This window comes from Muribacter muris (genome assembly GCF_004569585.1).
Taxonomy (GTDB): Bacteria; Pseudomonadota; Gammaproteobacteria; order Enterobacterales; family Pasteurellaceae; genus Muribacter; species Muribacter muris.
Genome location: NZ_SPPA01000019.1, coordinates 15,721 through 30,770, shown reverse-complemented (window position 1 = coordinate 30,770; position 15,050 = coordinate 15,721). Strand labels below are relative to the sequence as shown.

14 protein-coding genes are annotated in these 15,050 nt (G+C 42.8%); 3 read left to right on the top strand and 11 right to left on the bottom strand.

Annotated features, from left to right (window positions below; all coding sequences use genetic code 11):
- Positions 1 to 79: 79 nt before the first annotated feature.
- Genes E4T80_RS08780 through E4T80_RS08760 form a run of 5 tightly spaced genes read right to left on the bottom strand, consistent with a single transcriptional unit; the run spans position 80 to position 3,331 of the window.
- A complete protein-coding gene (locus tag E4T80_RS08780) occupies positions 80 to 751 on the bottom strand; it encodes a TerD family protein (RefSeq protein WP_135057486.1) in 672 nt (223 codons plus the stop codon).
- A gap of 51 nt (positions 752 to 802) precedes the next feature.
- Entirely contained in the window at positions 803 to 1,378 is a 576-nt protein-coding gene (locus E4T80_RS08775) for a TerD family protein (protein WP_135057483.1), read from the bottom strand.
- A gap of 33 nt (positions 1,379 to 1,411) precedes the next feature.
- A complete protein-coding gene (locus E4T80_RS08770; RefSeq protein WP_194186340.1) occupies positions 1,412 to 1,666 on the bottom strand; it encodes a hypothetical protein in 255 nt (84 codons plus the stop codon).
- Positions 1,667 to 1,682: 16 nt separating this feature from the next.
- Positions 1,683 to 2,249: a DUF6759 domain-containing protein gene (locus tag E4T80_RS08765; RefSeq protein WP_135057480.1), complete on the bottom strand. Its 567-nt coding sequence runs from the start codon at positions 2,247 to 2,249 to the stop codon at positions 1,683 to 1,685.
- 35 nt (positions 2,250 to 2,284) lie between these two features.
- Positions 2,285 to 3,331: a TerC/Alx family metal homeostasis membrane protein gene (locus E4T80_RS08760; RefSeq protein WP_135057476.1), complete on the bottom strand. Its 1,047-nt coding sequence runs from the start codon at positions 3,329 to 3,331 to the stop codon at positions 2,285 to 2,287.
- Between the two features lie 146 nt (positions 3,332 to 3,477).
- Between E4T80_RS08760 and E4T80_RS08755 the strand changes: the two genes are divergently transcribed.
- Entirely contained in the window at positions 3,478 to 3,912 is a 435-nt protein-coding gene (locus E4T80_RS08755) for a helix-turn-helix domain-containing protein (protein ID WP_167740713.1), read from the top strand.
- Between the two features lie 231 nt (positions 3,913 to 4,143).
- Here E4T80_RS08755 and carB read toward each other — a convergent pair whose 3' ends face one another.
- From carB to carA, 5 genes are all read right to left on the bottom strand, one after another.
- Positions 4,144 to 7,353 carry a carbamoyl-phosphate synthase large subunit gene (gene carB, locus E4T80_RS08750; protein ID WP_135057473.1) on the bottom strand — a complete coding sequence of 1,070 codons (3,210 nt, stop codon included), beginning with the start codon at positions 7,351 to 7,353 and terminating at the stop codon, positions 4,144 to 4,146.
- Positions 7,354 to 7,527: 174 nt separating this feature from the next.
- Positions 7,528 to 8,553: a PDDEXK nuclease domain-containing protein gene (locus tag E4T80_RS08745; RefSeq protein WP_135057470.1), complete on the bottom strand. Its 1,026-nt coding sequence runs from the start codon at positions 8,551 to 8,553 to the stop codon at positions 7,528 to 7,530.
- A 32-nt stretch (positions 8,554 to 8,585) separates the two neighbouring features.
- Positions 8,586 to 9,431: a PhzF family phenazine biosynthesis protein gene (locus E4T80_RS08740; protein ID WP_135057467.1), complete on the bottom strand. Its 846-nt coding sequence runs from the start codon at positions 9,429 to 9,431 to the stop codon at positions 8,586 to 8,588.
- Positions 9,432 to 9,480: 49 nt separating this feature from the next.
- The gene (locus E4T80_RS08735) at positions 9,481 to 9,786 is read right to left on the bottom strand and encodes a type 1 glutamine amidotransferase family protein (RefSeq protein WP_135057464.1); all 306 of its coding nucleotides are present in this window, start codon (positions 9,784 to 9,786) and stop codon (positions 9,481 to 9,483) included.
- Positions 9,787 to 9,815: 29 nt separating this feature from the next.
- On the bottom strand, positions 9,816 to 10,961 hold the full coding sequence (carA, locus tag E4T80_RS08730; RefSeq protein ID WP_135057461.1) for a glutamine-hydrolyzing carbamoyl-phosphate synthase small subunit: 1,146 nt from the start codon (positions 10,959 to 10,961) through the stop codon (positions 9,816 to 9,818).
- Between the two features lie 254 nt (positions 10,962 to 11,215).
- Here carA and E4T80_RS08725 point away from each other — a divergent pair, with 254 nt between their 5' ends.
- Together E4T80_RS08725 and E4T80_RS08720 are read left to right on the top strand one after the other, a co-directional pair.
- Entirely contained in the window at positions 11,216 to 12,514 is a 1,299-nt protein-coding gene (locus E4T80_RS08725) for an L-cysteine desulfidase family protein (RefSeq protein ID WP_135057458.1), read from the top strand.
- 22 nt (positions 12,515 to 12,536) lie between these two features.
- Positions 12,537 to 13,616, top strand: a complete 1,080-nt coding sequence (locus E4T80_RS08720; protein WP_135057455.1) for a calcium:proton antiporter — start codon at positions 12,537 to 12,539, stop codon at positions 13,614 to 13,616.
- A gap of 159 nt (positions 13,617 to 13,775) precedes the next feature.
- Here the strand turns inward: E4T80_RS08720 and E4T80_RS08715 are convergent, their stop codons facing one another.
- The gene (locus tag E4T80_RS08715; protein WP_135057452.1) at positions 13,776 to 15,017 is read right to left on the bottom strand and encodes a surface lipoprotein assembly modifier; all 1,242 of its coding nucleotides are present in this window, start codon (positions 15,015 to 15,017) and stop codon (positions 13,776 to 13,778) included.
- Positions 15,018 to 15,050 lie beyond the last annotated feature (33 nt).

Sequence of the window (15,050 nt, the reverse complement as noted above, 5' to 3'; positions counted from 1 at the left end):
CAATACGTTATCCTTTCCGATTATCCCGGCTATCAAAATAAAAGCCACTCTATGAGTGGCTTTCACTATAATATGCCCTTTATTTTGAGCCAGCGCCCCAGTTAAATCCCCAACCGTAGTATCTATCACATTCCTTATGTCCGTTATGAAAGGTGATTTCCTTACGAACCGCCATCTGCTTCCCACTAAATTCAATGGAAGCTATCGCACAGAAGGTTCTTGGATCGGTTTGTCTGCCCATTTCTACCACAATATCCGGTTGCCCCGGTACTTTAACCGTAACAACCGCATCAGACTCACCCCATTTTGCAATGCCGTCATAAATGAAGCAATAAACGATAATTCGGCGGATAGCATCAGCCCCTTTCGGATTAACCAAAATATTTTCTCCGGATTGACTACCCGAACCTCTGTCATCACCACAATGCCAAATCCACGGCGCTTGTGTATAACAGCCTTGGCGAGTACGTTGTGTTTTACCGCCACCTCGATTGTGAGAAAATTGTAAGCCGTCAATAACCGAGGATTCTCCATTGTTTAATTCATAATAGCACCCCAAATCCAAATCAATATCTTGATTTTTATTAAACAAATTAGCGAACAACCCTGTATTTTTCTTTTGCGTCCAATTTAAATTAATCGTAATTTGTTCATTATTTTTTGAAAGATCGACTCGGTGAGAATCCCCCGATTTTTCTAATACCACCTTACTCAGTGAAATTTTCGGTTTTTTCGTTACATCTATTGCCATTTTGTTTCTCCACAAAGAAAAATAGGTAATCGCTTACCTATTTCGCTGTTATTAGATGCGAATACCGTAATTTCTTGCCAGAGCAGCCAGTCCACCTGCAAAGCCTTGACCGACCGCACGGAATTTCCATTCCCCATTATGACGATAAATTTCACCAAAAATCATCGCTGTTTCTGTTGATGCATCTTCGGTTAAATCAAAGCGGGCAATTTCTTGATTATTATCACCGTTTACACAACGAATAAACGCATTAGACACCTGCCCGAAACTTTGTTTGCGGCTTTCAGCATCGTGAATAGTAACCGTTACCGCAATTTTATCAATGGTCGTTGGCAATTTATTCAAATGTACGATCAAACTTTCATCGTCTCCATCACCTTCACCCGTGCGGTTATCACCCGTGTGTTCGATACTGCCATCGGCGGCAACTAAATTATTGTAGAAAATAAAATCGGAATCTGACCGCACTTTTCCACTTGATGTGAGTAGGAATGCACTTCCGTCAAGGTCAAATTCTGCGCCATCTGTTGAACGAGCATCCCAGCCCAAACCAATGACTAATTTTGTTAACCCTGGGGCGGATTTACTTAAACTCACGTTACCGCCTTTTGATAAAGATACTGACATTTTGTCTCTCCTGTTATGGTTGATTAAATAAATTTAACGACAGCTTTGGGGAGGATTACCCGCTTTGCGATTTAATTCTTGTGCAGTTTGGCACGCAGAATAAGATTGTTTTTCTGCACAATGTTGATTAAACCAATTTGTCCACTGGTTGACTTGATTCACTTTGCGGTTATATTCAGCCACCTCATAACTTGAATATTGATTTAAATAAGTCTTATTTAATGCCTTATCCAACCAATCTGCTTTGTTATCAATTTCTACATAGAAAATCTTAATTAAACTATTCAATATAATAGAAAATAAATTACCTACGTGTTATATAGTAGCTCACGGAATAATCTCCACTTAAATTTTCAGTTGTTCCATAGTTTTTATTACATGCACTTGCTGCAACTTTATAATAACCACTTTTTAAATAAAGTGTTTCTGAACGCCCCTGTACAATATTCCTTTTTAAAACTGAATTTCCAACATAGCGAATAGTTAATAAACAGCCTGTTCTATTCTCAATTTCTACTCTTGAATTTTCCGAATATTGACTACTTTGACGTTCTGCCTGAGGTAACGCTCCAGTGTCTTTATGCCCTAGAATCTCATCCACTTCAATACGAGTTATTCTATCTTGGATATCACGATTACCTTTATATTCTGGGTTTTGTTCTAAAAATTTATACCATATTTTTGAATTATTCTTCGATAATGCTTCTTCATAAGTAATCTTTGAATCAGGAATTAAATTATAAATATATTCTCCAACCCAAATTATTCCAAAAATAATGAATACAACTCCGACTCTCACTCCTAGAACAAAAATAACAGAAATAATATATCTGAACAATTTTTGTATAAAATTTGATATAAACACTAGCATTTATTATTCCTAATATAAGAAACTACTTTTTAATCTCATTTTTTATCTGTCTTTGGAAATACAAACGAAGCAATCACCCCTAACGCTAACACGCCTAATACGATAAATAAGCTGGTATTCGGGGAAATATGAATTCCCGTATCACCGATGGCATGATTCCAAGATTGAATGCCCATTTTGATGCCAATGAAAAATAAGAGAGCAATAATGGCTTTTTCGAGGTGCACTAAATATTTGGTTAATGCGGCAAGAATAAAATATAAGCTACGCAAACCGAGAATGGCGAAAATCATTGCGGCATAAACTAAGAGGGGTTCTTGTGTTACCGCAATCACCGCCGGCACAGAATCAAAAGCAAATGCCACATCGGAGGTTTCAATCGCCATTAGGCATAAAAAGGCAGGCGTGGCATAGCGTAAGCCTTTGCGTGTAATGGACGAGATCTGCTGAGCATTTAATTCAGCGTGTCTCACTATAAAACGCTCGCCAAATAACTTGGTATAGGTTGGAATCAGTTTTCCCGTCCAATGTACGCTCCAGTGGTTTGAGTAGTCCTCAATTTCCTCATCATCATTCTCCCCCGTGGTTAGCATTTTGACGGCACTCCAAATCACAAAAGCCGCAAAAATAAAGCCAACATAAGGGCTTGCAGCAAATAATCCCGCACCAATCACGACAAACACCGCACGGAAAATCAATGCCCCAATAATGCCCCAGTATAAGATTCGATGTTGTAATTTCCCTGTAATCCCAAATGAAGCAAAAATCGCCATAAACACCATTAAATTATCGACGGATAAACTTTTTTCCAAGACATAACCTGCAAGGTATAAATCTGCCCACGCTTTATCAAAACGCCCCCACAAATAACCATAAAATGCCAATGCCAGCCCAATCCAAAACAGAGACCAGAGAGACGCATCTTTGACCGTGATCTCTTTGTTGCTACGATGAGCAAAGAGATCCAAATAAACCGACAATGCAATGACGGCAAAGAAGATAATGACCGTTTCTAACGGAAAACCGAATGTGCCTAAATTAAAATTGAAAGACGAAAGGAAAGAGGAAAGAAAATCAGACATACTGAACCCTATCACAATGTAAACTTGCATAAAAAACAGATAAAACCTACAATCTATTCTAGTCTTTCGCGATAAATGAACCAGTAACGTAAACGGTGTGAAATTCTCTTTTTACGGTGCAAATTTACCAAAAAATGAGGTGTGTAATGGATTTGAAGGAAAAAATTAGGACAATGCGGGAAATTCGCAAATGGTCGCAGGAAGAAATGGCGGAAAAAATGAATATGTCGCTTAACGGCTATGCACGCATTGAACGGGGAGAAACCAAGCTCAGTTTGGAAAAACTCGAACAAATTGCGAATATCTTCAATATGGATGCCCTAGAATTTATGCAAACTGCAAATAAGGGCGTTTATTTTATGCTTAACGATTCCGCTGATAATAATAATGTTACCTATTACGGTAGTAATGAATTAAGTGCCGTAGAAATAGAGAAATTAAAATTAATTATTCAAAATAAAGACAATCTTATTTTATTTAAAGACGAGCTACTCAAAAATAAAGATAATTTATTAGTTCAAAAACAAAATGAAATCGATGCTCTAAAAGAGATTATTACACTATTGAAAGTCAATAACTAATTTTATACCTATTATGTAATAATTCCAAAATCTTAAATTTTTTCTTACATCTAATAGTACTAGCTATTGTTCATAAGAATCTAAATAATTTTAAGATCTTATTACAAGGATCCACGAACGTCTCTGTATTTCCTTAAATATCCGTTTTTGTGCATTACAGAATAGTCTTAAAGCCCATTACAAGCGGTCAGTTTGCAGAAAAAGTTTGCAAACCGACCGCTTGTTGAAGGATTAGCCGTTTAGGTTGCTGTGTAACTGTTGAACAGAGTACACATCGTAGTTACCTAAGCTTGCGATACCTTCAGTAAGAGCCGCCGCACCGGCTAGAGTGGTTTGGATTGCCACTTTTTGTTGTAGTGCATTACGGCGGATTGAGTGGCTGTCAGCGATCACTTCTGGGTCACCACTCACGGTGTTAATCACCAAGGCAATTTCGCCGTTTTTGATCGCATCGACAATATGCGGGCGACCTTCTCGCACTTTATTGACGATTTGCACCGCCACGCCGTTTTCACGCAGGAATTTTGCCGTCCCCAGCGTTGCGCACAAGCCGTAGCCGTGTTCTTGCAAGCGTTTAGCGATCTCTAAAATACCCGGTTTATCGCTGTTATCAACGGAGATAAATACTTTTCCGGTTTTCGGCACACGTTCATTTGCCCCAAGCTGCGCTTTGAGGAAGGCTTCGGAGAAGGTTTTGCCTACCCCCATTACTTCGCCGGTTGAACGCATTTCCGGCCCTAAAATCACATCAACGCCCGGGAATTTAATGAACGGGAATACCGCTTCTTTTACAAAATAGTGCGGCGGAATCACTTCACCCTGCACATTTTGTTCTGCCAAGCTAATGCCTGCCATTACCCGTGCGGCAATTTTTGCCAGCGGGCGACCGGTCGCCTTGCTTACAAACGGCACGGTACGGCTGGCACGAGGATTGACTTCTAACACATACACCACGCCGTTTTGTACCGCAAATTGCACGTTCATCAAGCCTTTAACCCCAAGGGCAAACGCCATTGCTTTGGTTTGTCGGCGAATTTCGTCTTGGATCTCACCGCTTAACGAGTATGGTGGCAGGGAGCAAGCAGAATCGCCGCTGTGGATACCCGCCTGTTCAACGTGCTGCATAATGCCGCCGATCACAACATTCTCACCATCGCAGATACAATCTACGTCCACTTCAATCGCATTATTTAAGAAATGATCCAACAAAATCGGGCTGTCGTTAGACACAGACACCGCTTCACGCATATATTTATTCAATTCTTCATCGTTATATACGATCTGCATTGCCCGACCGCCCAACACATAAGACGGACGTACGACTAACGGATAGCCGACTTCGTTCGCCAGTGCCACGGCTTCCTGCGCATTGCGGGCGGTACGGTTCGGCGGCTGACGCAAGTTGAGATCATTTAAGATTTTCTGGAAACGCTCGCGATCTTCCGCCGCATCAATGCTATCCGCCGATGTACCGATGATATTCACGCCGTTTTCGTGCAACGCATTCGCCAGTTTGAGCGGGGTTTGCCCGCCATAATGCACAATCACGCCCCACGGTTTTTCCACCCGCACAATTTCCAGCACATCTTCTAAAGTAAGTGGCTCAAAATACAAGCGGTCAGATGTATCAAAATCGGTGGAAACGGTTTCCGGATTGCAGTTCACCATAATGGTTTCAAAGCCGCTTTCCCGTAACGCAAGGGCAGCGTGTACGCAACAGTAGTCAAACTCAATCCCTTGCCCGATACGGTTCGGCCCGCCGCCTAAAATCATCACTTTTTTACGGTCGGACGGATTGGCTTCACACTCTTCCTCATAGGTGGAATAGAGGTAGGCAGTGTCGGAGGCAAACTCCGCCGCACAGGTATCTACCCGCTTGTAGACCGGCAAAATGCCTAAGCTGTGGCGGTACTCCCGCACTGCTTTTTCACTGACTTTGGTGAGCTGTGCGATACGTTTGTCGGAGAAACCTTTGCGTTTTAATTGACGGATCGCGTCCCGATCAAGATCGCTAAGCTGTTTTTTCTCTAGATCTAACTCTTCTTGCACCAAATCTTGAATTTGGATCAAGAACCACGGATCGATTTTGGAATAGTGATGCACTTCCTCTAAACTAAAGCCTGCGCCAAATGCGTCCGCCACATAAAGAATGCGGTTTGGCCCCGGATTCGCTAATTCACGGCGAATTTTTTCCGGCTCTTCCGAGAGTAAATTAAAGCCGCAAATGCCAGTTTCCAAGCCTCGTAGCGCTTTTTGTAAACTTTCTTGGAATGTACGCCCCATCGCCATAACTTCACCAACCGATTTCATTTGGGTAGTCAAGCGGTCGTCTGCATTGGCAAATTTCTCAAAAGCGAAGCGTGGAATTTTGGTAACAACATAGTCTAAAGTCGGCTCGAAAGAGGCAGGAATTAAGCCGCCGGTGATGTCGTTACGCAGCTCATTCAGAGTATATCCAACCGCCAATTTTGCCGCCACTTTTGCAATCGGGAAACCGGTCGCTTTCGAGGCAAGGGCAGAAGAACGGCTTACCCGTGGGTTCATTTCAATTACGATCATCTCGCCGTTTTCAGGGTTGATCGCAAACTGCACGTTCGCCCCGCCCGTATCGACCCCGATTTCACGCAACACTGCTAACGAGGCGTTACGCATAATTTGGTACTCTTTATCAGTCAAGGTCTGTGCAGGCGCAACGGTGATTGAGTCGCCGGTATGCACGCCCATCGGGTCGAAGTTCTCAATCGAGCAGACAATAATGCAGTTATCCGCTTTGTCCCGAACCACTTCCATTTCATACTCTTTCCAACCGAGTACCGATTGTTCGATCAGCAATTCGTGGGTCGGTGAGGCTTCAAACCCTCGCTCACAAATCGCCATAAATTCATCACGGTTGTACGCAATACCGCCGCCTGAACCGCCCATTGTGAAAGACGGACGGATCAAGGTTGGGAAACCGACCTGCTCCTGCGCCGCTAACGCTTCTTCAAAGCTATGTGCCACAAAGGATTTCGGCGTATAAAGCCCGATTTTTTCCATTGCCTCTTTAAAGCGACCACGATCTTCGGCTTTATCGATCGCATCTTCCGTTGCCCCAATAAGCTCGACATTGTATTTTTTCAACACGCCGTGGCGGGAAAGATCCAATGCACAGTTCAACGCTGTCTGCCCGCCCATTGTCGGTAAAATCGCATCAGGACGTTCTTTTTCAATAATTTTTTCAACAGCTTGCCATTGGATCGGTTCAATGTAGGTTACGTCCGCCATATTCGGATCGGTCATAATGGTTGCCGGATTGGAATTGACCAACACCACCTTATAACCTTCCTCACGCAACGCTTTACACGCCTGTGCACCAGAATAGTCAAACTCACACGCCTGCCCAATCACAATCGGACCCGCTCCAATAATCAAAATCGTGTTTATATCATTACGTTTTGGCATAGTTTTCTCTCTTTGTTGTAAACTGTTGTTTTATAAATAATAAACTTAATTGACGCTATTTTTGTAACCCTTGTATGAGAATAATACGGTTTATAAGGTCCATATTCTTGATAACGCTCACTAAAGAACAGGCACCAACAATACATTTTTCAATTTCATTCCTTCGTTAATCATTTATTGAATACCGAACTGCTGCTCAAAAGCAATTTTCTGATTCTCAATTTCTCTCACTAATTCTTCTTCACTCGGTAAATAATGGACGTATTTACTGGCAAATAATTGAGCGTTATCATTTAATACCGAATATTTGGCAACCACACTGTCCGTTTCAGTACACAACAATAATCCAATAGTCGGGTTATCACTCGGCTGTTTTTGCAAATCATCATACATTCGCACATACATATCTAATTGCCCGATGTCTTGGTGAGTGAGCTTGTCTGTTTTCAATTCAACCAGCACAAAACATTTGAGAATGTAGTTGTAAAACACTAAGTCAATGTAAAAATCGCTGGTTTCAGTTCGGATATGTTTTTGGCGAGCGACAAATGCAAAGCCTTTTCCAAGTTCCAACATAAACTGCTGTAAATTATCAATCAGCGCTTTTTCCAACTCCTGTTCGGAATACGCCATATTAGCGGGCAGTTGTAAAAACTCTAAAATCGTTGGATTTTTAAATAGATCCTTTGCTTGTACAGGTTCGGATTTTTGTTGCATTTCTGCTTTGACTAATGGCTTATCCTTGCTTGCGATCAACCTATCATAATAAAGGGTCGAAATATTACGATCTAAGGTTCTAACTGACCAATGATTTTCCGCCGCTTCGGTTAAATAATAAGTACGGGCTTCAGCGTTTTGGACTTTTAATACTCGTTGAAAATGCGACCAAGTTAATTTGGCGAACACTGTTCGCCATTTTGGGTAATCAGGGAACAATAAATAAAACTGGCGAATTTCCCGTAAAGATCGATAGCTAAATCCCTTTCCAAACGTATTGGTTAATTCAATAGAAAGTTTTTTTAGCACTTCCTTACCATACTCCGCCCGTTCTTTGCCATTTTGTTCTTCCTGAACAATCCGTTCACCGATTTTCCAATAGGCGTCAACCATCGCAGAATTAACCGCAACATACGCTTGCTGGCGAGCCTCTGCTAAAATCTGCTTTATTTCGTGAATATAGCTCTTTGTAAGAACAGCCATTGCAAAAAAATCTCCCGATTCAACCGCTTGAATTACGCTAATTTAAATACGCCTTCACCAACTTCAGCCACATTCCCGCCGACATAAATAGTCTGCTGTGCGTCTAGAGTTAAATATAGGCGGTTCGGTCTGCCCATTTGATCCCCTTGCCGGATAAGACGGGAAAGGGGAAAGCGACCTTGTGCCAAAAAATATCCGCCCAAATTGGCACACGCAGAGCCTGTTCCACTATCTTCCAATAGCGTACCATTGGCAGCATAAAAGAAACGGGCATCAATATTGCCGTCTTGTTCGTACCATAAATATAGGGCTGTGCGTCCTTGATCCTTTCGACAAATACGCGCTAACGCTGCATAGTCCATTTGCACTTGTTCAATAGCAGCCGCGTCTGTCGCTTGCAAAAGCAGTTGTGGCGATCCGCTGTTAAGCCAATACGCCGTATCGGCAATCTGTTCGGGTTTTAATCCGGTCGCCTGTGCCAACTGTTGATGAGCGGCAAGACTGGGAGAAATCGTATAGCCTTGAACGGCAAGTGTCATTTTTGACTGATTTCCCGACAATCTCACCGCTTTTGCCGGCGTATTCACACTAAAATGCTCAGGCAAGTTGTGGTGTTGCTGTAACACAAACGCTGCCCCTAAGGTTGGATGTCTGGCAAAAGGCAATTCGGCTTTAGGCGTGAAAATGCGTAAACTCGCCACTGCTTTGCCGTCTGTTGCAGGGAAAATAAACACGGTCTCGCTCAAATTAAACTGTGCGGCAATTTGCTGCATTTCCGTATCGCTTAACCCGTCCGCTTGAGGAAATACCGCTAACGGATTGCCGCCAAATTGGGATTCGGCAAACACATTGACTAATTTAAAAGCATAATGACGCATTCTCGTTTCATCTCATTTTGCGAAAAAATTGATATATCTGACCGCTTACCTAGTAATAACGTGCCGCAAAATCATCTTTATTCGGGTCTTGATTCCAATGGTATTCGGTGTGAATAGCGATCTGCGTTGCCAGAGCTTCGCCATACTGATCACTGATAAAACCGAGAGCCATATCCATTCCGGCAGATACACCTGACGAGCTATAAAATTTTCCATCCCGCACCCAACGGGCAGCCTGCAGCCAATTCACCTGATTATTGGTCTGCTTAACCCATTGAAATGCAGCTTTATTTGAGGTTGCCGTTTTACCGTTTAAACGGGAAGCCGCCGCCACCAATGCCGCACCGGTACAAATACTTTACGCCTATTTCATCCCATTCCGCTTTAAGCCCCTTGCTTCGCCTTTCTCAATTCGTCAATAAATCGGTCAAATAAATAGGCGACATCATTCGGGCCGGGGCTGGCTTCCGGATGCCCTTGGAATGAGAACGCCGATTGGTCGGTTAATTCAATGCCTTGCACCGAGTGATCAAATAAGGAACGGTGAGTTACCCTTACATTTGCCGGCAGGCTGGCTTCATCTACTTCAAAACCGTGGTTTTGGCTGGTAATCAATACTTTATTGCTATCTAGATCTTGTACCGGGTGGTTTGCTCCGTGGTGTCCGAACGCCATTTTTTTAGTTTTGCCGCCGACCGCCAAGCCGAGTAGTTGATGCCCAAGGCAAATGCCAAATAACGGTTTTTTAGTGGCTAAGAGTGTTTTGATAGACTCAATCGCATAATCACACGGCTCCGGATCGCCCGGCCCGTTAGAGAGGAAAATCCCGTCCGGATTAAGCGCCAATACTGCTTGAGCAGAGGTTTTTGCCGGCACTACGGTAATACGGCAGCCCCGTTCAGCCAACATTCGCAAAATATTGCGTTTTACGCCGTAATCGTAGGCAACAATATGAAACTCCGCATTCTCCTGATCGTTAAACGCTTTACCGCCGTTGCTGACCGGCAAATGCCATTCCCCTTCCGTCCATTGATACAATTCCTGACAGCTCACCTCTTTGGCTAAATCTTTCCCTGCCATTGAACCGAAACTTTTCGCCAATTCTAACGCTTTTGCTTCATCTGCTCCCACCCAAATACAGCCCGCTTGTGCGCCTTTATCTCGCAAAATACGGGTCAAGCGGCGGGTGTCAATATCGGCAATCGCCACAATTTTGTGTCTAACCAAATAATCGGAAAGGGAAGAATGAGAGCGGAAATTGCTATGAATAAGGGGAAGATCACGAATGATTAAGCCGGCAGCGTGGGGTTTAGTTGCTTCTTCATCTTCTTCTGTGGTGCCGGTGTTACCGATATGCGGATAAGTGAGGGTAACAATTTGATAAGTATAAGAGGGGTCGGTTAAAATTTCTTGGTAACCGGTCATTGCGGTATTAAAAACGACTTCACCAATGGTATGTCCTGCATAACCGATTGACTTTCCGTGAAAAACTGAACCGTCTGCGAGAACAAGAATGGCAGGTTCAAACATATTTTATTTACTCCTAATTATGAATCTGTGGATAAATGATGATTCGCCAAGAAGTAGGCGGCTAAGTTTAATAGAGCAAACGTTTGCTTTCAAGCTATAATTTACAAAAGTCCGGTGAAACGGCACAAAATGAAAAATTATGCACTTATTTTGCATTTTAATTCACAATTATGCAAGACAGAGGCAAAATTTTTATTTTTCAAACCCATACAAGCGGTTAAAATATCCCTATTTTTTGCAAACCGAGATCAACAATGACAAACTTCGACTTTGGCGAGCAGCTCATTGCGATTGTAAAGCGAGATGTTGCCCCTGCGTTAGGCTGTACCGAGCCAATTTCCCTTGCCCTTGCCTGTGCGATTGCGATGCAGCACTTAGATTCCAACCTTCTGAAAATACAGGCAAAAGTTTCCCCTAATCTGATGAAAAACGGAATGGGCGTTACTGTGCCTGGCACAGGTATGGTCGGGTTGCCGATTGCCGCGGCGATCGGAGCAATTGCCGGCGATGCGCAAGCGGGTTTAGAAGTCTTGAAAAAAATCCAGCCGCACGATGTCTTGCAGGCTAAGGCAATGCTGGCGGAAAACAAGGTCAGTGTGGATATTGCCAATGTCGATTACCCGCTCTATTCGGAAGCCTTGTTGTTGGGCGAAAACGGCTGGGTGAAAGTCTGTATTCAAGACTCGCACACCAATGTGGTGTTAATTGAGAAAAACGGCGAGGTGGTTTTTGCACAACCGCCTCAAACGGTGGAATTACAAGACGACAGCCAATTTTTCAGCCGTTTATCCGCTCAACACATTTACGATTTCGCAATGCAAGCACCGCTCGAACGCCTTGCCTTTATTGCTGAAGCGGCAAAATTAAACAGTGCTTTGTCGGCGGAAGGGTTAGCCAAAGAGTACGGCTTACATATCGGGCGAACCTTGAAAAAGCAAATTGAACTTGGGTTAATGTCTGATGACTTACTCTCCCGCATTGTGATTGAAACTACCGCCGCCTCCGATGCCCGTATGGGCGGGGCATTATTACCGGCGATGAGCAATTCCGGCTCGGGTAATCAAGGCATTGCCGCCACAATGCCTTCGGTGATTGTCGCCCGTTTTGTGCAAGCCGATGATGAACGGCTGATTCGGGCGTTATTTCTGTCGCACACTATTGCGATTTATATTCACAGCAAATTGCCTAAACTGTCGGCATTATGCGCCGTAACAACGGCGGCAATGGGCAGTGCCGCCGGTATGGCATATCTGCTGAACGGTAATTTTCAGGCTATCAGTATGGCAATTTGCAGTATGATCGGCGACATCAGCGGAGTGCTCTGCGACGGGGCGGCAAACAGTTGTGCAATGAAAGTCTCTACCGGTGTCTCCGCCGCCTACAAAGCGGTGCTGATGGCGTTGGACAATAGCCGTGTTACCGGCAATGAGGGGATCGTTGAACATTGCGTGGATAAATCCATTACCAATTTATGTGCGATCGCCACTAAAAGTATGGTGTATATGGATCGTCAAATTATTGAAATTATGAGTGCCAAAGGGCAAGAGTGTTAATTTTACAAAAGGAAAATCTATTATGGCTTCAAAAGCACATTCGGCATTGCCGATTTGGTCGGTCGTATTGCCGATCTTTGCGTGGGTAATTTATTTTATCGGTATTCAGGATAATCTTTGGCTACAACTGGGCGGCGGAGCATTGCTGATTGGCAGCGTATTGTCTGCCGTTCACCACGCCGAAGTTGTCGCCCATAAGGTCGGCGAACCGTTCGGAACAATCATTCTTGCGCTCGCCATCACCATTATTGAAGTAGCGCTGATCGTCTCTTTAATGATCGCCGGCGGCGATAATGCCTCTTATCTGGCTCGGGATACGGTCTTTTCAGCGATTATGCTGATTTTAAACGGCATTCTCGGCGGCTGTTTGCTGATCGGCGGCTTGAAGCACTATATTCAAACCTTCAACAAAAAATCGATCAGTACCGCATTAGTCACCCTGATGTCCATTCTTGTCTTAACGATGATCTTGCCGAATTTCACCACCAGCACGGCAGAAGGCACTTACTCCGCCTCGCAGCTTATCTTCGTGGCAATCGCATCGCTGATCCTCTATTTTGCGTTTATTATGATGCAAACAGTCAGACACCGTGATTACTTCTTAGCGGACGATGACAACCCCGCCCACCACGCCGAACCGCCGTCAAGTAAAGTGGCGTTCATCAGCCTTTTACTGCTGATTGTCTGCCTCGGCATTGTCGTCTTGTTGGCAAAAGGGCTTTCGCCGGCAATCGAAAGTATGGTAGTCAGTGCCGGCGCGCCACTCTCATTGGTCGGGGTGATTATCGCCGCCGTTGTGCTAATGCCGGAGGGGCTTGCCGCACTCACCGCCGCCAGCCGTAACCGTCTGCAAACCAGCGTAAACCTTGCTTTAGGCTCTGCACTTGCCAGTATCGGTTTAACCATTCCGGCGGTAGTAATCGTCTGCTTAATGTACGACATCAATCTCGTGCTAGGCTTAGATTGGAAATCAATGGTACTACTGGCACTCTCCGCCTTTGTGGTAATGGTGTCCCTCAATCACGGTAAATCCAATATGCTGTACGGCGTGGTGTTACTGGTTAATCTCACCGCCTATGTATTCACCGTGATTGTGCCTTAACTATATACAGCAAGTGGTGAAATTCCCGTATTTATTTTCAAAATCTGATTTCTTCTTTAAGTGGAAATCAGATTTTTATAACAAAAAATCTAGTTAATCTGACAAACACCTATGCTTTTAAATGGGAGACTGTCAGATTAGGCTTGATGTTCTATATTTTTAAAAATCTTTTTCAATTAGCATTTGTACATACTTTTCTGAATACGAAAACATAGAAGGAATATTACTATCTTGTTTTTTCCAGCGGAATTGGGCTTTTGGCACAAAACCTAAATATTGCCAATCTTGCTTCCATAATGTAAAACTCAAAGAATAAATTTTATCACGCCGAATTTTATCTAACGGTAAAATATTACCTAGTGAAGCAAAATCTTTATATTGTTTTAATGCAATCGAACCATTAATTTGGCTTGCAATCGCATATCCCCAATTTTGTCGCCAACCTAATCGCAAGGATTTCATATCATTACTATATTGCTTTATTCGTGTTGTTTCACGAATAAAATCAGTGCCTAAATAATAATAGCCTTTTTCTGTTGGCTGCCAAATTATCGTAGCAGAAGCCAATTTAAGTGTGCCATTTCGATCTGGCTGGGTGAAATAATGTGGTTGGCTAAACTCCAAAGCGGTTGAAATTTGCCAATTTTTTGCAAAATTCAAACTATATTCTGCTCTTGCACCGTTTGCCCAATTATAACGATGATTGCCAAGCCATTGCCGTTCATAAAAAGGCTTTAACGCTAACTTATAATTTGCATTTTGATATTGGTAGCCTAAATAAGTACGGTTAGTGATTTCATCATAATCGTGATTATCCCAATAATTTTTACCATATAAATTATTGGCAAAATGCAGATAATGCGAACCTATTAGATTCCAATTTTTTTGTACATCAAAATAATACGCAAAGCCGTGAGCAGATTGTGGCAACATATCATCATTTTTCACAAAGCCTGTGTTTTCAATGTGTCGCTCACTGGAGGTATTATTAACATTTTTCGTTTGTAAATAATTACTGCCTAGAGAAAATTGCCAACTTTCTCGATGATCAATTGCTTGCAAATAATCTTGAATTATTGACCGCTCTTCATTGGTTAAATTGTCTTGGTTTTGTAATACTTGAAAAGCCTTTTTTGCCTTATTATTTTGGTAATCTAAAAATAACGCTCTTGCCTGTTTTATCTTGGCATAATTGATAAGTCTTGGGTTCTGTTCAGGAAAGTTTTGATAAATCGGTAACAAACGTTCGACTAAATCCATTCGATCAATACTTAACATATCTGAAAGTAATTTTTCGGTGAGAAGTTGATTATGATTTAGCTGCTCGATAGAGTAAGTTGTTTCACTTGCAATAACAGTACTACTGAATAACCAATAAAAGAAAAGAATTTTATATTTCATATTTAAAAAATCCCACAATAAAATGATTGTGGG